Here is a 20,041-nt window from a genome sequence, read left to right on the forward strand (position 1 = left end):
GGTCAGCCACGCGGGCGGCGTTCCGGGTCCAATGCACTCTGCGCCCAGACAAAGGACATTTTGTGCGACTCGTACAGCGAATCAACACTGGGCTGATCCACCTCGATCATGTAGTCGCCGTCGTAGGTCGCCGGCATGGCGGCAAGCACGGCGTCAAAGTCCAGCACACCCAGCCCCGGCTCCGCCCACAGCCGTTTCGTGGCAGACACCTCAAAGTACCCCATCCCGGCACGGGATGCCGGTTCCAGATAGTCGGCGAAGACGTCCTTAATGTGGATCCCTCCGATCCGGTCCGCGTAGCGGCGGATCATCGCGGCTGGATCCATGCCGGCCCAGCGCAGGTGGCCCGTATCGGGACCAAAGCCGATCACGTCTGGGCCGAGGGTGTCCAGCAGCGCGGTGATTTCCGCTTCCGTTTCAAAGACACCGCCGATGTGGGAATGATGCAGCGGCCGCAGCCCCTCGGACTGCAGCGCCTGGCAGACAATGCCCACATTCTCGATGGCCAGCCGCAGCCGGTCTTCGCTGAAGTCCGCCCCGACGGCGGGCTGTGCCAGCCTGGCGGGCAGCGACATCGAGGAAACCATCGTCCGGTCCAGTCCCAGCGCCAGCTGGTCTGGCGCAAAAGCCTTGGCCCTTTCCACTTCATCCGCGATCCGGATTGTTTCGTCAAAGGGCGAATTGAACAGGCTCAGCGCGGGGGCGAGGCCGTAACCGGCGATCCAGCCGGCGTAATCCGCAGCAGACATGCCGTCCGGAACATCGGCCTTGACCGCGGTGAATCCGATCTCCTGGAAGTCCCTAAAAGCCGTCTCAAAGACCGCCTTGGACTTGTCCGTTTTACCACCTCTGGACCAGTACGGAATGGGATTGGCCGCCACCTTCGGTGTGCGTGCCTGCGTTGCCTCGTTCATGATGTCTGGTCCTTTGGTTGTGCAGTCCCGCTTTGGCGCAGGCTTACCGGCTGGCCGGTTCGGGCCGATTCGTAGGCCGCCAGGATGACGCTGACGGACCGCCGATTTTCGGCCAGGCCAACCCGGATTTCCTCGTCGCCGCGCAGCGCGGCCAGGAAGTTGAGATATTGGTGGCGGTGCGCGTCCGAGAGCTGGCCGGGATTGGCGCCGGCGGCGGCGGCCCGATCGTTCCCCAGGTCGTACTGATCCAGTTGGTTGCTCGGGCCGGAGGAACCGAAGAACGCTTCCGTACTCTCGGTCCCTTGCGGCGTGGTGTGGATGTAGGTCAGCTTGTCATTGTCGATGACGGCCGAGCCCTTGTCCCCGTGCACCTGCAGCCGCGCGCTGAGGCCAGGGAACGCCGCCGTCGAGCCGTGCAGCACGCCCAGGGCGCCGCTTTCAAACTTCACCACGCCGACGGCGACATCCTCCACCTCGATGCGTTCATGCGCCAAAGTGGCGGTGTAGGCAAAGACCTCCACCGGGTTCCCCAGCGCGGCGACGAGCAGGTCCACGGTGTGGACCCCCTGGTTCATCAGCGCCCCGCCGCCGTCCAGCGCCCAGGTGCCGCGCCAATCGCCCGAATCGTAGTAGGTCTGTCCCCGCCACCAATCGATCGAGGCAATACCGGATGTCAGCCGGCCCAGCTCGCCCTTCCGGATGGCCTCCAGCACAATCTCGGTGGAGGGATCGAAGCGGTGCTGCGAAATGACGGTGACCAGTGTGCCGGCCTGCTGCTGAGCGGCAATGATCTCGTCCGTCTTAGCCAGCGTGACCTCGGCCGGCTTTTCGATGATCACGTGCTTGCCGCTGTGCAGCGCCTCGATGGCCACCTCGGCATGCGCCCCGGTCGGGGTGCAGACGGCGACGGCGTCGAAGTCGGTCCCGGCCAACGCCTCGGGCAGCGAGGTATAGACGGTCCCGCCGTATTGGGCGGCGATCTTGTCGGCCTTGGCACGGTCCAGGTCGACGACGGCGACCAGGTCCAGCTCGTCGGCGAGTTCGCGCATGACGGTTCCGTGCTGGTTGCCGATGATGCCGGCGCCCACCAGGGCGAAACGGACCTTATTGGGGATGCTCATGAGAGGGTGACTCCTATCGTTGTGGCCAGGGCAGCAAAGGCTCGGGCGGCCTGGCCGAAGGCCACCGGGCCGGAAAAGCCGCCAAGCGCATGGGTGTCGGCAAGGTGCGGTTCCAGCGACGCGAACCCGCGGTAGCCGTCGTCGCGCAAGGCCGTCAGCGTTTCCAGCAGTTCTCCATCGCCGTGTCCGGCCGGCACCACCTCGCCGGTGGCAAGCAGCGCATCCTTGACCTGCAGGTATTCCAGGTGCGGGCGCAGCATGGCGTAGCCGGCGCTGAACGGACGCACCCCCACTTGGACAAAGTTGGCCGAGTCCCAGGCAACTTTCAGCGCCGGCGAGCCGACCGACTCGACGATGTCCAGGACCCGCTCCGGGGTGTCTCCGTAGATGTCTTTTTCATTTTCATGCAGCAGCACCACGCCGGAGCGCTCGGCCTCATCGGCCAGCAGCCGCATCCGGGACAGCACGTCGTCGCGGGTGTCTTCGACCGGGACTCCGTCGGCGCGGTAGAAGGAAAAGACCCGGACATACTTCGTCTCCAGCACGTTGGCCACGCCGATCACCCGGCGCAACCGCTCCAATTCGAGATCAGCGTCCAGCGCCACGTCCACCTTGCCGATGGGCGAGGCAACCGCTGAAACCATTACCCCCCTCGTATCCAGGGTCTTCTTGAGCGCGGCCGTCTGATCCGGTTCCAGATCAACGACATTGACGCCCCACGCGCTGCGCACCTCGATATGGCGCGCGCCCAGGGCGAGCAGCACGGAGGCCTGCAGATCGGGGTTGGGGTCGATTTCGTCGCCAAACCCGGAGAGCGTCCAGTTGAGTGCATCATCGGTGTTCATTCATTTTCTCCAGTTCGCCTCGAACCTGCCGCCGGGACGGACCTGTTTCTCCACGGTGCAGCTCGCACGGTGGAGGTGGCGCCCGGCCATCTGGCTGGAAGTCTATCGGCCGCACCGCCGTTTGACAACCGATTGCCACTCGAATGCCAGGATCTCCCGCGTGCGGGACACTGGGGCAGGAACTGCGGCGCCGGCGGCCGCTCCCTGCCTCCTGCGCCCCACCCCTTCTCATCTAAGTAACAGCAGATGCACTCAAAAGCCAGTATGAGTGCATCTGCTGTTACTCAGATGGAGCGGGGCCGGTTGAATCACGGATGGTCAGATGCGTGGGCAGCCTCGTCACCTGATGCACCCCGGGGTGTTTGCCACCGGGCTGATGCATCGCCGGCTGGCCCGTCCTCAGCGCGGCCAGCAGCATGCTCGTCGCCACCCTGCCCGCCTGTTCAATCGGCGCGGTGATGGTGGTCAGCGGAGGATTGCAGAAGTCGGCGCCGAAGATGTCATCACAGCCCACGATGCTGAAATCACCGGGAACTCGAACTCCCCTGGCATTGAACCGCTGCAGCATGCCAATGGCCAGCAGATCGTTGAAGGCGATGCAAGCTGTGGCGGCACTGATCAGCACCGCATCCGCGGCGGCGGCCCCGGAAGTGGGTTTGGGCGCATATGGTCCGATTCGCAGCGCCTCAACGCCGTGGCGGGAGGCGGCGGCCTCGAAGGCCTGCCAACGCCACTGATTGGTCCAGGACTTCGCCGGACCGGAGACAAAGGCAATCCTGCGGTGACCGAGCGAGACGAGATGTTCCACCGCCTGCTGTACCCCCATGGTGGTGTCGATGAGCACGGTGGGAACCACCGAATCATTGCGGTTGATGGTCACCAGCGGTATGCGGTGAACGGCGCCGGCCAGGACTGTCTCCGGCAGCCGGGAAGCCGCCAGGATGACGCCGTCCGCCGTCGTCATCGCTCGTTCCAGCGCAACCATTTCCACGTCGGCGGATTCCTCCGTATCGACCAGCAGCTGGGTGTATCCGGCTGCTTTGAGCTGCTCCTGGGCGCCGTGGATGATGTCGAAGTAAAACGGGTTCGTAATGTCCGGAACCAGCAAGGCCACCGCTCGGGTTCGGGCGGCGACCCCGGGACGCCGGCCTGAATTTGGCACGTAGTCCAACGCCTCCGCGGCCTGCAGCACCAGATTCCTGGTCCTGGCGCTGATTCGACCCGGATCTGACAATGCCCGGGACACCGTCGATGTGGCCACACCGGCCCGCGCCGCAACGTCATGGATGGTGGCCCGGGCCCCGCTTTGCCGCTCTGACACGCTTGCTCCCCGCTTTCGGTGACGCCCGCGGCTTCCCCGACGGACCTCGAACAGATCTTTATCAGACACCTTTGGCAAATATTTGGCAACTCATTGCACACAATTTGCCGCCTCGGTAGAGTCGGGCTCGTCAGCTCGGCGATGTGGTATCGATCACGTCTGTAGGGCCAGGTGAAGGTCACGATGTTCGAGGAGGAACACGATGGAATTGACACGGAAGAAATTTCTCGCCGGCGTCGGCGGGACGGGAGTACTCGCGTTGGCGCTGGCCGCCTGTGGCGGCGCCAAGACCAGCTCCACCAGCAGCGGCGGGAAAGTGGATGGCGCCGGGAAAACCCTGGTGGTGCTGATGAGCGTTAAGTCGCAGTATCCGCAGGAGCAGCAGACCTGGTTCAAGCAAATGGGCGAGAAGTTCAAGCAGCAGACAGGTGCGGGCATCCAATGGGAAACCTTTCCCTCAGCCAACGATGAGATGACCCGCATTCAGACGTCGGTTGTGTCTGGCCAAGGCCCCGACGTCTATGGCTTGGGCACAACGTTCACGCCGACTGCCTATTCAACATCCGCCTTCGTCAAACTCGGCGACGCCGAGTGGAACATGCTGGGCGGGAAAGATAAATTCGTCCCTGCCGCGCTGGGGATCTCGGGCCCGGATGACAGCAACCAGATAGGGATCCCGTTTGTCAGCCGGCCCTTCGTGATGGCCTACAACACGGAGCTGCTGAAGAAAGCGGGCATCGATAAACCGGCCACCACCTGGGACGACCTCGGCGCCCAGGCCCGCAAACTCACCTCAGGTGATCAGTACGGGCTGGCGATAGCCTACAAGGATAATTTCGACCCCTGGAAGTTCATCTGGGGCATGTCCATCCAGGCCGGTAACAAGCTCATTGACGGTAAAAGCGCCAAGATCGCCGATCCCACAGTCAAAACCGCATATGAAACCTACTTCGGCTGGCTGACGAAGGACCATGTGGTGGATCCGGCGTCGATTGGCTGGAGCAATTCCCAGGCGCTGGCCGCCTTCGCCGATGGCAAGGCCGCCTACTTCCCGATGACCTCGCCGCTGAGCATACCGACGTTGGAGAAGTCGGCGGTCAAGGGCAAGTACAAGTACGCGCTGATGCCCATGGTTCCTCCCGGAGCCACCACCCGTCCTGAGGGCGGCGTGGAGGCAGCGAGCATCCTTTCCGGCGACAACTTGGTCATTGCGGACTACTCCAAGCAAAAGGACCTGGCGTTTGCCTTCGTCAAAATGATCACAGACACGGCTGTACAGGCCGACTACTACAAGACATTCGGCGAGCTGCCGGCCAATGCCGAGGCGGCCAAGGCGCTGCAGTCAGATCCGGTGCTTGCTCCCGCGCTGGAAGCTGCATCGAAGTCGGTTGCGACACCCTTCAGCGGTGCCTGGGGCGACGTGCAGCTGGCGCTGGTCAACATTGCCGTCCAAAGCATTCCCGACCTTGCCTCCGGAGGCGTCAGCGATGCGGACCTCTCCAAACGGCTCCAAGATGCCCAAGCTAAGTCGCAGACCTCCCTGGACCGCGCCAAGTAGCAGTTCCACCGGCACAGCAGCAAGAACGCAATCAGCAGGAGGCAGCAGCCAATGACGACCGAGACACCAGGACGCGCAGGCAGGCGCGCCCTTCACCGGCCAGGAGACGGCGCCCCGGGCCACGACGAACCCGGGGGCGGGCCCAAAAAGAAGCACAGGCGCGGCGTTACGGAGCGCAACAGGCCGCTCTGGCTGCTGACTCCGGGCGGGGTGCTGATGACGGTGGTCATCCTGATCCCGCTGGCGCTGGGCATCTACATGTCGCTGATCGACCTGGATCAGTACACCCTGCGCAAATGGCTCAGCACCCCCTTCATAGGCGTGGCAAACTTCGTCGAGGCACTGACCAGCACCGACCTGCTGCGGTCCATTTGGATCAGCGTTTCATTCGCGGTCATTTCCACGATTGTCACAGTTCCGCTCGGCGTCGCAGCCGCCGTGGTGACGCAAAACGCCTACCGGGGACGCGCCGTCGTCCGCGCCATCTTCCTGATTCCGTACGTGCTGCCCTCCTTTGTGGTCGCCACCGTTTGGCGCACCATGCTGCAGCCGGACGGCATCGTCAACAACCTGCTCGGCAAAGTCGGCATGGGCGGTGGCCTATGGCTCAACGGCCCGCAATCGTACTGGACGCTGATCCTGGTGGAGATCTGGGCCGCCTGGCCGTTCATCTACCTGCTGGCGCTGGCCGGTCTGCAGTCGGTGGACCACGAGGTGCACGAGGCGGCGGCCCTGGACGGCGCACTCTGGTGGCGCAAACTGCGGTACGTGATTTTCCCTTACCTCAAGGGGCCAGTGTCGCTGGCCTTCCTGCTGGGCACGCTGAACCACATCAACAACTTCACACTGCCGTTTGTGCTGTTCGGGGCACCGGCGCCGTCGGATGTCAATGTGCTCCCCATGCTGGTGTACGTCACCAGTTTCCAAAGTTTCCGGTTTGGACTCAGCGCCGCCATGGCCGTGGTTTCGCTGATCCTGATCTCGATTCCGCTGTTCATTTATCTGCGGGCTGTCCGGCTTGATGTGCACGAAGAGGGAGCGAAAAAGTGAGCGCCACGGTGAGCACCAAACGAACACGGCAGCCGGCCAGGTCCGGAACTGCGGCACGGCATCCCAATGCCGGCAGGGCCAAGCAGGTCACCCGGCTGATGCCCACCCCGCTGCTGGCCGTCATCACGACCCTGCTGTGCATTATGGTGCTGGTGCCGATCGTGTACATCTTCCTGGCGTCATTGAACACAGACGCAGGAGTGGCGCGCGGTGAATTTTGGCCGAGCGCCTTTTCCGGCGAAAGTTATGTCAAGATCTGGACCAGCGTAGGGCTGGGGAAGGCCATCATAAACTCGATCCTGGTGTCCGGCTCCGTGGCCATCGTCTCCGCGGTCATTGCCGTCGGGACGGCCTATGTCCTGGTTCGCTTTACGTTTTTTGGCCGATTGACCATGCTCCGTGGGCTCCTCGGGCTGCAAAGCATCCCCGGCACGCTGATGATCCTGCCTGTGTTTGTGCTCTTCTCCTCGGTGGGCACCTACCTAGGCATCAGCGTGATCGGCACGCTCTGGGGACTGTTCATCGCCTACCTGACCTTCGCACTGCCCTTTTCCACCTGGGTGATGGTGACGTACCTGCGCGGCCTGCCGCGTGAACTGGAGGAGGCAGCGAGGATCGATGGGGCTTCCAACCTCGGCATCTTGTTCAAGATCATCGTCCCGCTCAGCTGGCCCGCCATTGTGGTTTCCGGCATTTTCGCCTTCCTGCTTGGCTGGAATGACGTTTTGTTCGCGTCGGTCTTCACCCGTCCCGAAACCCACACCGCCGCCATCGCCCTGCAGGTCTTCAGCGCCGGCCAGGAAGGAGGGGCCATACCGGTCTACAGCCAGATGATGGCCGCGGCGCTGGTCTGTGCCGTTCCCGTGGTGCTGCTCTACCTGATTTTCCAACGTTACCTGGTGGGTGGCCTCACCGCGGGAGGAGTCAAGTAGCCCCCGCACCCATCCCCGCCCCGAGCACACCGCCCCATCTCAGCGCGCCGCCTCAACACACCGTCCCATCTCAGCGCGCCGTCCCAAGTAAGTAGCAGCAGATGCACTCAAAACGCGGAATGAGTGCATCTGCTGTTACTCACTTTCGGGGCGCACGCCGCTCACATGGGAGGCGACGTCGCGGGGCAAACGCACGGTGTCGATCACGCACAGCAGGATCAGAGCGGCCATCGCCAGAAATGCGATCCGATACGGCAGCAGGGGGTCCGGCGCAAGCATCATGGCCCATGCCGGACCCTCACGGTTCCCGGCGGTACCGGCACCGACACCATCGCTCAGTTCCCCACCGGCACGCACGCTCAGTTCCGCACCGAGACGCAGGCTCAGCGCACCGATGGCGATGCCCAAGCCGGAACCCAGCTGGCTGACAGTCGCGGACAGCGCATTCGCCGAGCCCATCTGCTTTGGCCCAACGTCCGCGAACTGCAGGGAGTTGTAGGCCGTGAATCCAATCGAACGGAAGGCGCCGCTGATCACCAGCAGGGCAAAGATCAGTGGATCCGGCAAGCCAACAGGCAGCAGCGCGCACAGCACGAAGGTGATCGCGGACCCCACAATGGCCAGCAGCAGGACGGGACGGAAGCCCAGTCCGCGGATCAGCGGCGTGGTGGCGGGTTTAATCGCGATGTTCCCGACAAACACCGCCGCCACCATGGCCCCTGACCGCAGCGGGTCCCAACCGTAGCCGTTCTGGAACAACAGCGGCAGCAGGAACGGGGCCGCACTGATCGCGGTGCGGTAAATGAATCCGCCAGAGTTGGAGACCCGAAAGGTGCGGATCCGCAGCGTGCGCAGGTCGAAAAGCGGCCGCGGCGTCCGGAGCATCCACCATACGGCGGCGGCGATGGACACGGCTGCAAAACCCAGCACGACGACGGCGCTCACCCCACCGGCGCTGCCGGCGCTGTCTGTGCTGCCGGAAATGAGCTCCAGCCCCACCACGAGTGCACCGATGCCCACGCTGGCGCCAATCAAACCAAACCAGTCCAGCCGGACGGGAGCGCCTCCGGTCCGGACCGGAACCATTCGCACGGCGGCCCAGAATGCCGCCATCCCCAAGGGTACGTTGATCAGGAAGATCCAATGCCAGGACAGGTAGCTGGTAAAGATACCGCCAATCAGCGGGGCAATCACAGGCGCCAGCAGCGCCGGCCAGGTCAGGAATGCAATGGCGCGCAGCAAATCCTTCTTGTCCGTATAGCGCAGCACCACCAGGCGGCCCACCGGTACCATCATGGCTCCACCAATGCCCTGCAGGATCCGGCTGAGGGTCAGTAAGGTCAGATCCGGACTCAGCGCACACAATGCCGAAGCGGCAGTGAACAACGCGATGGCGGTGCAGAACACCTTGCGGTCTCCGAACCTCTCGGTCAGCCAGCCGCTGACCGGAATAAACATTGCCACGGTGACCAGGTAGGCCGTCATTGTGACGTTGACGTCGGTGGAGGCCACCTGAAAATCCGCTGCGATGCTGGGCACGGCAGTCACCAGCACGGTGCCGTCCAGGTTTTCCATGAAAAACGTGGCGGCCGCCAGCAACGCCAGGCCGCGGTGCCAACCGCCGGTTGCGGCGGGTTCTGAGGCGGGTGATGCGGGCAACGTCATGAAATCCTATTCTCGTCTTAGCGGCTCAACAGCCGCCGGCCATTCCACGCAGGCGCTGCCGCACACCAGCCCCAAGGAGGCGCAGCCGCCGGCCCCACCGCCGGGCGCTGCCGGGCGGTCCGGCAGGTCCGGCAGGTCCGGCAGGTCCGGCAGGTCCGGCAGCGCGCTGACTGCAACAGTTACCAGCTCTGCGGCACCGGCCGGCCTTCCTCATAGCCGGCGGCCGACTGGACTCCAACGATCGCCTGCTCGCGGAACTGCGCCAGCGTCAGAGCCCCCGCGTACGTCATCGAACTGCGCAGCCCGGCGGTGATGACATCCAGCAAATCCTCGACACCAGGGCGGACCGGGTCCAGGTACATCCGGGAGGAGGAAATCCCCTCCTCGAACAACCCCTTCCGCGCCCTGTCGAAGGCTCCGTCGCGTTGGGTACGGTTCTGCACGGCCCGCACCGAGGCCATGCCAAAGCTTTCCTTATACTGGCGTCCATTGCTGTCCAACTGCAGGTCCCCCGGGCTTTCGTAAGTGCCGGCAAACCAGGATCCGATCATCACTTGGCTGGCTCCGGCGGCCAACGCCAGGGCCACGTCGCGCGGATACCTGACACCGCCGTCGGCCCAGACCGAGACGCCCAACTCCCGGGCTGCGGCAGCGCAGTCATGGACGGCGGAGAACTGCGGTCGACCCACGGCCGTCATCATTCGGGTGGTGCACATGGCACCGGGGCCGACTCCGACCTTGACAATGTCCGCGCCCGCCTCGACCAGGTCGCGCACGCCATCGGCGCTGACCACGTTCCCAGCCACGATCGGCACCGTCGGCCCCAAGGCCCGAACCGCCTTGAGCGCGTCAAACATCTTGCGCTGCTGGCCGTGGGCGGTATCAACGACCAGGACGTCTACGCCGCCCTCCAGCAGTGCTGCCGCCTTGGCCTGCACATCACCGTTGATGCCGACGGCGGCTGCCACCCGGAGCCGTCCGGTTCCGTCCACCGCCGGCTGGTAAATCGTGGAGCGGAGCGCACCGGTGCGGGTCAGCGCGCCGGCCAGCCGGCCTTCACGAACGACGGGGGCGAAGGTGTCCCCGGCCCGGTCGATCAATTCGAAGGCCGCACGGAGCGCGGCCTCCTTTTCGGCCGGAGAGCCGGCCGCGTCAAAGGCTGCTGCGTCGACCGTGACGGCACCGGTGCGCAGCACCGACTGCAGGGAGGTAAACCGGTCCACGCCCTCACAGTCCGCAGCCCGCACTACTCCGACATACCTGCCGCCCCCGGAACCACTGCTGCTGCTGCCACTGCTGCTGTCCCCCTCGACCACCACCACCGCATTGTGGGCACGTTTGCTCATCAGGTGCAGCGCGTCAATGACCGTATCCCCCGGAGTCAGCGTTACAGGAGTTTCAAAGACGGTGTCGCGCTGCTTCACCCATCCGGTGACCTCGCGCAGGATCTCCAGCGGAATATCCTGCGGCAACACCGCCAGTCCCCCGCGCCGGGCCAAGGTTTCCACCATCCGCTTGCCGGTCACGGCCGTCATATTGGCAACCACCAGCGGGATGGTGGTGCCGGTACCGTCATCGCTGGCCAGGTCAACGTCCAACCGGGACGTGACTTCCGAGCGCGAAGGCACCAGGAAGACGTCGGAATAGGTCAAATCCGTGCTGGGGCTGTTGAGAAACCGCATATTTACTCCGGGATATGTCCTGGCGCACCGGTACCGGGGCCGAGGTGGATTGTCGCGTTCGACGAAGAAAGTCTAATGCTTGACACGAGCGCCCGTAGATTGGCTTGCTCCTTGTTCTTCTCACTACACTGGGTGTGGGTGGGTCTGGTGAAACCGGACCCGACAGCGGAACAAGAAGCCGGCCGGGATGCAGGAGCTACTCTTGCACCGTGGCCTGGGCCAGCGGGCAACTAGAACTCATGGAAGAGGCGTATTACACGTGTCAGATCAAGCCATCCACCGTCTACCCGAGGACTTTGGCGGAAACGAGTGGCTCGTTGACGAGCTTTACGAGCGGTATCAACAGAACAAAAATTCGGTCGATACCAAATGGTGGCCCCTTTTCGAATCCTTTGACCGCGAGGACAGCGTACCCAACGGCGAGCACGCCGGTGCCAACGCCAACCCGGTGACGCGGGAACTGCCGGTAGTGTCCGGCTCCGCTTCACCCGCCAAGAGTTCCGGGCCGGCAAGCGAGCCGACCTTACCAGCCAGGCCGGCGACGCCGCCGGCCCAATCAGCTGCTCCAGCGCCGGCAAAGGCCGAGGAAGCCAAAACTCCGGCAGCCGCTGCCGAGCCGAAGACCGCACCGAACTCCACGGCCGCTGCCAAGCCGTCGCCGTCGTCCGCCGGCCCCGCCAAGGATTCGGCCCGGACCGGAACCACCCCCATTCCGGCCCAGCTGCCCAAGACTGTCCGGGACAATGCAGCACTCGAGGAAGACGCCGTTTCCCCGTTGCGCGGTCCGGCCAAGGCCATCTCGGCCAACATGATCACCAGCCTGGAGGTGCCGACGGCCACCAGCGTGCGCGCAATTCCGGCGAAGCTGCTGATTGATAACCGCGTGGTCATCAACTCCAACCTGGCCCGTGCCCGCGGCGGGAAAGTTTCCTTCACACACCTGATCGGCTATGCCGTGATCCGGGCACTGGCCCAATTCCCCTCCATGAACGTCCATTACGACGAGGTGGACGGCAAGCCCGTTGCGGTGACGCCGGCGCACGTAAATTTCGGCATCGCCATCGACATGCCCAAACCGGACGGCACCCGGCTGCTGGTGGTTCCGAACATCAAGAAGGCGGAGACGCTCAATTTCTCCGAGTTCTGGCACACCTATGAGGACTTGATCAAGCGGGCCCGCAATGGCAAGCTCACGGCCGATGATTACGCCCGCACCACCGTCTCGCTGACCAACCCCGGCGGCATCGGTACGGTCCATTCCGTTCCCCGGCTGTCCAAGGGCCAAGCGGCCATCATCGGAGTGGGTTCGCTGGACTATCCGGCCGAGTTCCAGGGCGCCAGCGAAAAAATCATCGCGCAGAATGCCATCAGCAAGATCCTCACGCTGACGTCCACTTACGACCACCGCGTCATCCAGGGCGCAGGCAGCGGCGAATTTCTGCGCCTGATCAGCCAGCTCCTGCTGGGGGCGGACAACTTTTACGACGATATCTTCGAGTCCCTGCGGATCCCGTATGAGCCGGTGCGCTGGAGCCCGGACATCCAGGTGGACCCCGCGGATGAAATCAACAAGGTGGCGCGGATCCAGCAGCTGATCCACTCCTACCGGGTGCGCGGGCACCTGATGGCGGACACGGATCCGCTCGAATATGTCCAGCGGAAGCATCCGGACCTCGACGTGCTCACCTATGGCCTGACGCTGTGGGATTTGGACCGTGCCTGGCCCACCGGCGGCTTCGGCGGCAAGCCGATGCTCAAGTTCCGGGACATCCTGGGCGTGTTGCGCGATGCTTACTGCCGCACCACCGGCATCGAGTACATGCATATCCAGGATCCGGAACAGCGTAAGTGGTTCCAGGACGAACTGGAGCACCCCTACTCCAAGCCCAGCCGCGAGGAGCAGCTGCGCATCGTCTCCAAGCTCAACGCGGCCGAGGCTTTCGAAACCTTTTTGCAGACCAAGTTCGTGGGCCAGAAGCGTTTCTCGCTGGAGGGCGGCGAATCGCTCATTCCGCTGCTGGACGCAGTCATCTCCAACGCGGCCGACGACGGCATGGACGAGGTGGCGATCGGCATGGCCCACCGTGGCCGGCTGAACGTCCTCACCAACATTGCCGGCAAGACCTACGCGCAGGTCTTCCGCGAGTTCGAGGGTACCCAGGACCCGCGCAGCGTGCAGGGCTCCGGCGACGTGAAGTACCACCTCGGCACCGAGGGAACCTTCACCTCGGACAACGGGAACGAGACAAACGTTTACCTGGCCGCCAACCCCTCGCATCTGGAAGCCGGCGATGCCGTGCTGGAGGGCATTGTGCGGGCCAAGCAGGATCGGCTGGACCGCGGCGAGGCCTTCCCGGTGCTGCCCATCATGGTGCACGGCGATGCGGCCTTCGCCGGCCAGGGCGTGGTGGCGGAGACGCTGAACCTCTCCCAGCTGCGGGGCTACCGCACCGGCGGCACCATCCACATCGTGGTCAATAATCAGGTCGGCTTCACCACGGCTCCGTCGTCGTCGCGCTCCTCGGTGTACTCCACCGACGTGGCCAAGATGATTCAGGCACCGATCTTCCACGTCAACGGCGACGATCCCGAGGCAGTGGTCCGGGTGGCGCAGCTGGCCTACCAGTTCCAGCAGAAGTTCCACAAGGACGTCGTCATTGACCTGGTCTGCTACCGGCGCCGCGGCCATAACGAGGGCGATGACCCGTCGATGACGCAGCCGCTGATGTACAACCTGATCGAAGCCAAGCGAAGCGTCCGCAAGCTGTACACCGAGGCTCTGATCGGCCGCGGTGACATCACCGAAGAAGAAGCCGGGCAGCTGCTGCGCGACTACCAGGAACGGTTGGAGCGGGTCTTTGCCGAGACGCATGCGGCCCAGACCTCACCGATTCCGATCCTTACTTCTGACTCGCAGGCCGTCTCCGACCTGGAACGGCCAATGTCGCAACAGTCGGACGCGGGCATCAGCAACCCGGCCTCGACTGCGATCAGTGCTGAAATGCTGGCCGGAATCGGAAAGGCACACGTCACCATTCCGGACGGCTTCACCGTGCACCCGAAGTTGAAGCAGCTGCTGGAAAAGCGCGAAGTGATGTCCCGAGAGGGGGGCATCGACTGGGGCTTCGGCGAACTGGCGGCTTTCGGTTCGCTGTTGATGGAAGGTGTCCCCGTCCGGCTGGCCGGTCAGGACTCCCGCCGCGGCACCTTCGTCCAGCGCCATGCCGTCTTCCATGACCGGGCCAATGGCGAGGAATGGACGCCGCTGGCAGAGCTGAGCGACAGCCAGGCAAAATTTTGGATTTACGATTCACTCCTTTCCGAATTCGCCGCCATGGGCTTCGAATACGGTTATTCGGTGGAACGTCCCGATGCACTGGTGCTGTGGGAGGCACAGTTCGGCGACTTTGCTAATGGTGCCCAGACGGTGGTGGACGAGTTCATTTCTTCCGCCGAACAGAAGTGGGGGCAGCGTTCGTCGCTGGTTCTGCTGCTGCCGCACGGCTACGAGGGTCAGGGACCTGACCATTCCTCGGCCCGCATAGAGCGCTACCTGATGATGTGCGCCGAGGAGAACATGGTGGTGGCCAATCCCACCACCCCGGCCTCGCACTTCCATCTGCTACGGCGACAAGCGTACAGCAAGCCGCGGAAGCCGCTGATTGTCTTCACTCCCAAGCAGCTGCTGCGCCTGAAGGCCGCCGCGTCGCCGGTGGAGGACTTCACCGAGGGCACCTTCCGTCCGGTCATCGGCGAAGCCACAGCCCTGGACGGCGGGGCGGTGGAGCGCGTCATCCTGGTTTCCGGCCGGCTCTACTACGATCTGCTGGTCGCACGGCAGAAGTCCGGTGATGAGAAAACGGCGATCATCCGTCTGGAGCAGCTGTACCCGCTGCCGCTGCAGGAGATTGAAGCCGAGCTGGCCACGTACCCGAACGCGGATATCGTCTGGGCCCAGGACGAACCGGCGAACCAAGGTCCGTGGCCGTTCATCGGCCTGAATTTGGCACCGGTGCTGGACCGTCCGGTTCGCCTTGTCTCCCGCCCGGCGTCGGCCTCCACCGCCACCGGATCGGCAAAGCGGCATGCCGTGGAGCAGAACCTGCTGGTTTCCAAGGCCTTCGAGAGAAGCACGTAGTTCCACGGATGCCCGGTCTGCTGGCGGACCGGGCATCCGATTTTTACGGCAAGTATATTTCCGCAAGTACAGAAGAGGTTTATGGTGCAGGACAGGAAACTGCGGATCGTTGCAGTCGGGGATGAACTGATTGCAGGGGTCGGGGACCCGCGCGCTCTGGGCTGGCTGGGCCGCGTGCTCGCCCGCACACCGCAGGACGATGTCCCCGTCCAGGCCTACGCCCTGGCCTGCCCACAGGAAGGCACGGAGGGACTGGCCGAACGCTGGGTACAGGAAGTGGGCCGGCGCTTTGACGAATTCCACGAGAACCGGCTGGTCATTGGGCTCTCCGGCCGGGACATCGATTTTGGCCTTTCTCCGGCCCGGAGCCGGCTGAACCTGGCCAACATCCTGGACGGGGCTGCCCAGAAGAGCATTCCTGTCTTTGTCGTTGGTCCACCGCCGGGCTTGGATCCGGTGGCCAATAAACGGCTGGCGGAATTGAACGCAGCCTTCGCCGACGTGACCACCCGCCGCAAGCATTACTACGTGGACACCTTCTCACCGCTGCAGAACCACGAGCAGTGGCGCACCGATTTGGCCGCCAATGGCGGAACACCCGGCCAGGCAGGCTACGGGCTGATGGCATGGCTGGTGCTGCATCGCGGCTGGAACCAGTGGCTTAACCTTCCGGAGATGTCCTGACCCGCGGCACATCCTGATAGTTGGGAACCCCGTTCCTGCTACTTCAGGCCAATCAGCCGGCGCCCGGCAGGCAGACCTCCACTTGCCCGTCCACCACCCTGGTGAGGAATTTCGGCTGTGGTGACGTTGCCGGGCCATGCACCACTTCTCCGCTGCGCAGCGAAAAAGCACTTTCATGCCATGGACAGACGACGCACTGTTCACCGGAAATGGTCTGCTGTTTCCCCTCGGACAGCGGACCGGACAGATGGCTGCAGGTATCGGCAAGCACCAGAATTTCATTGGCCTGGGTGCGCAGCACCAATAATGGAACGGTCCCCAGCAGCCGACGCTCCATCTTGCCTGTCGTGAGTTCGCTGAACGGAGCCAAGCTGTGCCAGCCCGCCGGAATCCGGTGCGGCACGTCCTCGGCATGATTAGCGCCAACTGCCTGCCGAAACGCCAGGTGACCACCCAGCCAACCTCCGGCCATCACGACCGTCAGTCCCAGCAGGCCCAGTGCCTTGCCGCGGCCCGGGGATCCGGTCAGCCGCTGGAGCAGCGACCCAGTGTAGAGGCCCACCGCCACCAGATTGGCGCTGGAATGGATAACTGCGACACGCTGCTGCTGTTCGTGCAGCTCGGAAAAGTCCACGTAGCCGGCCAGAGCGGAGGGACCGGCGGTGACCAGTCCGAGGGCCACCAGCGCGGTCGAGGCCTTTCCGGTTCCCGGCAATGCATCCAGGACGGCGGCCGATGTCCAAGCCCCCAGCGGCACCTGAACCATCAGTGGATGCAGCGGATGGCCCAGCGGAACTCCATGCAGCACATCCCGAAGCCACTGCGGCTTCACGATCTTGTTAACGGCGTCGCGCACCGCGCCGGCAAGTGGGTCGAGGCCTCCAGCATTTTCGAGCCGGTCGATGAAGCCGAGGGGAGCAAACGTCTTCACATCATTCTCCTGCGCTGGTCGGCTGCTGGTTGAGCTTTTCCTGCAGCCGGTCAATATGTTCGGAAGCTTCGGCCTTCGTGAGGTCAGGAGATAGTTGCTCGCCCGCCTGCCGTGCCAAATTGTCCAGGTAGCTGCGCTGGGATCCGGTCATCGGATCGTCCCCCGTGACCCAGTCCTCGGGGTCCTTGGCGGGGTTCCCGCTTGAAACGGGCACGGGACTACCGAGAAGATCCGTGGAATCCGCTTCGTTCCCGGTGCTCTCGTCGGATGGGTTCGTCATTGCTGCTGGCTCCCTTACTTCGGTCCCGTCGCCGGGATTTCGGCTGAATCAATCCTGCTTGCGTGCGATCCGGGTTTCCTTGTCGTTGGCCTTTTGCAGGGCGTCCACCAATTCGCTCTTGGTCATCCGGGACCGGCCCGTGACATCCAGTCGCTTCGCCAACGAGTAAAGGTGTTCCTTGGAGGCATTAGCATCCACACCGCCGGCCGTGGGCCGCTGGGTACCCCTTCCGCCCTTGGCTTGGTTGTCCGAGGGACCGGCGGAGTCCTTGGCCTCCCAGTGGTCCCCCACCTTTTCGTAACTGTGCTTCAGCGCCGCGTAAGCGGTTCTCGCAGCCCGTTCCTCGTCGTCGTACTCCGCCACCGCCGAATCGTACGTCTTCGCGAACGTCTCCTGGGCATGGGCATCCGAGCGCTGCAAGGTGCCCGGCAGTTCGCTCTGCTTTGCATTCCCGCCCTTATCCGTCTTCGGCATTGGTACACCCTTTCGCTATGATGCCTACGGCTGCTGCAGTTCCCCGGCGCAATCTAGGCTCCAGTTCCCGGCCAGTCAACCTTGCCCTCATATTCCTCGCGCGTGCTGACAACGTCGGCAACGAAGGGACAGTGCGGAATTATGCGCTTGCCGCGCTCCATCGCATCGTCCAACGCAAAGATGGCCAGTCGGGTCGCCAGACCCTGTCCCCGAAACCTCTCGTCGGTCTCCGTATGCACAAAATCGATGCTTTCCGCCCGCTCCTGATATGTCAGCGTCGCCGCGGGCTCGCCTTTGATCTGCGCCTCATACCGATGCAGGTCCTCCCGTCGGTGCAGGGAGACGTCGGCGAGGCTGATCCCGTTCGAGGAGTTCATAGCTCGAGCCTTGCACTTCTTCGCAGAGGAGACAACAGCCCCGCTCCGCTGCCTTGGCTCAGCCAGCCGGAAAGCGGTTCCCTTGACGCGCCCGCAAACGCGATATATCGTAAGTTTCACCACGCGATATATCGCGAACTGTGGAGGAATCATGACAACCGAAAACTGGTCCATTTCAACCCCGCAGACGCTGGAGGTCGACGGCGTTGCGGACCTTCGCGCCGCCGTCGTCCGCGGGCGTCTGGACGTCATCACTCACAACGAACCCACCACTCGGATCGAAGTGACGGAAGTGTCCGGGCCGCCGCTGGAGGTGGAGTTCAGCGACGGCATCCTGCGGATCGACCATTTGGACTCCGGAGGCTGGCTGAAAAAACTCGGCAATCTCAACAGTATGAACCGGGCCGTGATCAGCATCGCTGTGCCGTCCGGCATCGATGTTTCCGCAGCGACCGTCAGCGGCGACGGACTGGTCTGCGGCACCTCGGCCCGTACCGCAGTGAAAACCGTTTCCGGTTCCGTCATGACAGACGACACCACGGGCACGCTGACAGCCGATACGGTTAGCGGAGAAATTATCACGCGGCATCACCGCGGGCCGCTGGTGGCCAAAAGCGTCTCGGGCGAAATCACCGCCTCGGGCTTCCTGAGCGATGTGCGTGCCTCCACCGTCAGTGGAGACATGACCTTCGACATGCTCGGCGTACCCGAGGATCTGTCCTTTAAGTCCGTCTCCGGCGACGTCACGGTCCGGCTGGCGGACGATGTTGGCGTCCAGGTCGAATCGAAGTCGACCTCCGGAACCATCATCATCGACGACCAGCGTTTCTCCGGCACCGCACAGACGGTTCGAGCCAGCTCCGGCCCGGCTGCCAATATGCTCAAACTGCGCACCACCTCGGTTTCCGGCAGCGTGGCGGTGGTGCACCGCGGCCCCGCCCCTGAGACGAGCTCGAAGGCAGGCATGGAGGCCGACCTCTGATGCCCCCGGTATTCGCCCATGGCGCTCTCCGGCTCTACCTGCTCGCTCTGCTGGAGGAAGGTCCCAAACACGGTTACGACGTGATACGCGACCTGAGCGGGCGCTTCGGCGGCACATACTGCCCCAGCGCCGGGACGGTTTACCCGCGGCTGGCCAAACTGGAGGAGGAGGCTCTGGTTCGGACGACGTCGGACGGGCGGCGGACCATTTACAGCATCACCGACGCCGGATTAGCGGAGCTGGAGCGGCGCCGGGATGAGCTTCAGGCAGTGGAAGAGGACATTTCTGCCTCCATCCGGCGTCTGGCCGACGAGCTTCGCAGCGATATCCAAGCCAATATGAAGGGCTTGCGGGCCGACCTCGCTGCCACGGCCGAGGCGGCAAGAAAAGGCTCCCACCGCATGCCCGGCGCCTCCACGCGTCCGCAGGCCAGCACTCACCGCCTGCTAAAGGAAGCGGAGATGATGCTTCAATCTTTCCGCGACGACGTACGCGTTGAGCTGCGTGACTTTGCCGGGCGCGGTGCTCTGGACGAGATCACAGCCGAGACTGTGCGCACCGTCCTTGACCAGGCAAAGATCGCCATCCAGGCAACTCTGAAAGGGTGACAACCATGCTCATCTGGAATTACATTCCACCATCCGCTGACCGTAGTCAGCGAATCCCCTGCACAGATGCGGACGACGACGGTTCCGGCTCAGTGTGTGAAAGCGACCTTGGCGTGAACGGCGGAGGCCAACACCCGCGCAAACCCCCACTTCGCCCGATCCAAGGACTGCACTGAGTCAATACGCCGAAGGAAACACGGTTCATTTCCCACATTCAGGCCCACTGCGACTGCCTATCCTCTCGACGCCTAAAGCCCCGGCATGCCCAGCCAGCGCCAGTTAGGTCAGCCGGTAAGGGTTATGGGAGACTAGAGGGCGGATCTTTTTCAGATCATTTTCGAAGATTGGAGGCAGCTATGTCCAAGCGAGCACGCAAGCGTCGTGACCGGAAGCGTGGCGGCGCTAACCACGGTAAGCGTCCCAACGCTTAAGTCTTGTACTTAAGAGCGAAAGAGACCCCCTGAACCACGAGGTTCAGG

General features: G+C 63.6%; 18 protein-coding genes. 8 read left to right on the forward strand and 10 right to left on the reverse strand.

Annotated elements, in window-relative coordinates; genetic code table 11:
* Positions 1-2: 2 nt before the first annotated feature.
* The 4 genes from IV498_RS04515 to IV498_RS04530 form a co-directional block, all read right to left on the reverse strand.
* The gene (locus tag IV498_RS04515) at positions 3-914 is read right to left on the reverse strand and encodes a sugar phosphate isomerase/epimerase family protein (RefSeq protein WP_269045369.1); all 912 of its coding nucleotides are present in this window, start codon (positions 912-914) and stop codon (positions 3-5) included.
* Positions 911-2,035: a Gfo/Idh/MocA family protein gene (locus tag IV498_RS04520; protein WP_269045370.1), complete on the reverse strand. Its 1,125-nt coding sequence runs from the start codon at positions 2,033-2,035 to the stop codon at positions 911-913. The genes IV498_RS04515 and IV498_RS04520 overlap by 4 nt, the downstream gene beginning before the upstream one ends.
* Positions 2,032-2,880 carry a sugar phosphate isomerase/epimerase family protein gene (locus IV498_RS04525; RefSeq protein ID WP_269045371.1) on the reverse strand — a complete coding sequence of 283 codons (849 nt, stop codon included), beginning with the start codon at positions 2,878-2,880 and terminating at the stop codon, positions 2,032-2,034. Before IV498_RS04525 ends, IV498_RS04520 begins: the two co-directional genes overlap by 4 nt.
* Positions 2,881-3,160: 280 nt before the next feature.
* Positions 3,161-4,201, reverse strand: a complete 1,041-nt coding sequence (locus IV498_RS04530; protein ID WP_269045372.1) for a LacI family DNA-binding transcriptional regulator — start codon at positions 4,199-4,201, stop codon at positions 3,161-3,163.
* 202 nt (positions 4,202-4,403) lie between these two features.
* Between IV498_RS04530 and IV498_RS04535 the strand changes: the two genes are divergently transcribed.
* Genes IV498_RS04535 through IV498_RS04545 form a run of 3 tightly spaced genes read left to right on the forward strand, consistent with a single transcriptional unit; the run spans position 4,404 to position 7,741 of the window.
* Positions 4,404-5,759 (forward strand): ABC transporter substrate-binding protein, encoded by a 1,356-nt coding sequence (locus IV498_RS04535; RefSeq protein ID WP_269045373.1) that lies wholly within the window; start codon positions 4,404-4,406, stop codon positions 5,757-5,759.
* Positions 5,760-5,810: 51 nt separating this feature from the next.
* Complete coding sequence (locus IV498_RS04540; protein ID WP_269045374.1) at positions 5,811-6,809, forward strand: carbohydrate ABC transporter permease; 999 nt, start codon at positions 5,811-5,813, stop codon at positions 6,807-6,809.
* Positions 6,806-7,741, forward strand: coding sequence for a carbohydrate ABC transporter permease (locus IV498_RS04545; RefSeq protein WP_442951279.1), 936 nt, complete (start codon positions 6,806-6,808; stop codon positions 7,739-7,741). The genes IV498_RS04540 and IV498_RS04545 overlap by 4 nt, the downstream gene beginning before the upstream one ends.
* A 135-nt stretch (positions 7,742-7,876) precedes the next feature.
* Here IV498_RS04545 and IV498_RS04550 read toward each other — a convergent pair whose 3' ends face one another.
* Together IV498_RS04550 and IV498_RS04555 are read right to left on the reverse strand one after the other, a co-directional pair.
* Positions 7,877-9,406, reverse strand: a complete 1,530-nt coding sequence (locus tag IV498_RS04550; RefSeq protein WP_269045375.1) for an MFS transporter — start codon at positions 9,404-9,406, stop codon at positions 7,877-7,879.
* A 179-nt stretch (positions 9,407-9,585) separates the two neighbouring features.
* Positions 9,586-11,088 carry a GuaB1 family IMP dehydrogenase-related protein gene (locus IV498_RS04555; RefSeq protein WP_269045376.1) on the reverse strand — a complete coding sequence of 501 codons (1,503 nt, stop codon included), beginning with the start codon at positions 11,086-11,088 and terminating at the stop codon, positions 9,586-9,588.
* A 259-nt stretch (positions 11,089-11,347) separates the two neighbouring features.
* Between IV498_RS04555 and IV498_RS04560 the strand changes: the two genes are divergently transcribed.
* Both IV498_RS04560 and IV498_RS04565 read left to right on the forward strand, forming a co-directional pair.
* Positions 11,348-15,226, forward strand: coding sequence for a multifunctional oxoglutarate decarboxylase/oxoglutarate dehydrogenase thiamine pyrophosphate-binding subunit/dihydrolipoyllysine-residue succinyltransferase subunit (locus tag IV498_RS04560; protein WP_269045377.1), 3,879 nt, complete (start codon positions 11,348-11,350; stop codon positions 15,224-15,226).
* A gap of 84 nt (positions 15,227-15,310) precedes the next feature.
* Positions 15,311-15,910, forward strand: a complete 600-nt coding sequence (locus tag IV498_RS04565; RefSeq protein WP_269045390.1) for a GDSL-type esterase/lipase family protein — start codon at positions 15,311-15,313, stop codon at positions 15,908-15,910.
* A gap of 52 nt (positions 15,911-15,962) precedes the next feature.
* On the opposite strand, the gene IV498_RS04570 is transcribed toward IV498_RS04565, so the two are convergent.
* From IV498_RS04570 to IV498_RS04585, 4 genes are read right to left on the reverse strand one after another with little or no spacing between them, the layout of a single operon-like run.
* On the reverse strand, positions 15,963-16,841 hold the full coding sequence (locus tag IV498_RS04570) for a Rieske 2Fe-2S domain-containing protein (RefSeq protein ID WP_269045378.1): 879 nt from the start codon (positions 16,839-16,841) through the stop codon (positions 15,963-15,965).
* Position 16,842: 1 nt separating this feature from the next.
* A complete protein-coding gene (locus IV498_RS04575; RefSeq protein ID WP_269045379.1) occupies positions 16,843-17,121 on the reverse strand; it encodes a DUF3072 domain-containing protein in 279 nt (92 codons plus the stop codon).
* 48 nt (positions 17,122-17,169) lie between these two features.
* Positions 17,170-17,595: a ChaB family protein gene (locus tag IV498_RS04580; RefSeq protein WP_269045380.1), complete on the reverse strand. Its 426-nt coding sequence runs from the start codon at positions 17,593-17,595 to the stop codon at positions 17,170-17,172.
* 53 nt (positions 17,596-17,648) lie between these two features.
* On the reverse strand, positions 17,649-17,972 hold the full coding sequence (locus tag IV498_RS04585) for a GNAT family N-acetyltransferase (protein ID WP_269045381.1): 324 nt from the start codon (positions 17,970-17,972) through the stop codon (positions 17,649-17,651).
* Positions 17,973-18,123: 151 nt separating this feature from the next.
* Between IV498_RS04585 and IV498_RS04590 the strand changes: the two genes are divergently transcribed.
* From IV498_RS04590 to IV498_RS19015, 3 genes are all read left to right on the forward strand, one after another.
* Entirely contained in the window at positions 18,124-18,954 is an 831-nt protein-coding gene (locus tag IV498_RS04590) for a DUF4097 family beta strand repeat-containing protein (RefSeq protein ID WP_269045382.1), read from the forward strand.
* A complete protein-coding gene (locus tag IV498_RS04595) occupies positions 18,954-19,562 on the forward strand; it encodes a PadR family transcriptional regulator (RefSeq protein ID WP_269045383.1) in 609 nt (202 codons plus the stop codon). The genes IV498_RS04590 and IV498_RS04595 overlap by 1 nt, the downstream gene beginning before the upstream one ends.
* Positions 19,563-19,918: 356 nt before the next feature.
* Positions 19,919-19,993, forward strand: coding sequence for a 50S ribosomal protein bL37 (locus IV498_RS19015; protein ID WP_104061284.1), 75 nt, complete (start codon positions 19,919-19,921; stop codon positions 19,991-19,993).
* The last annotated feature ends 48 nt before the right edge of the window (positions 19,994-20,041 follow it).

The sequence above is a fragment of the Paenarthrobacter sp. Z7-10 genome (genome assembly GCF_026932795.1).
Taxonomy (GTDB): domain Bacteria; phylum Actinomycetota; class Actinomycetes; order Actinomycetales; family Micrococcaceae; genus Arthrobacter_M.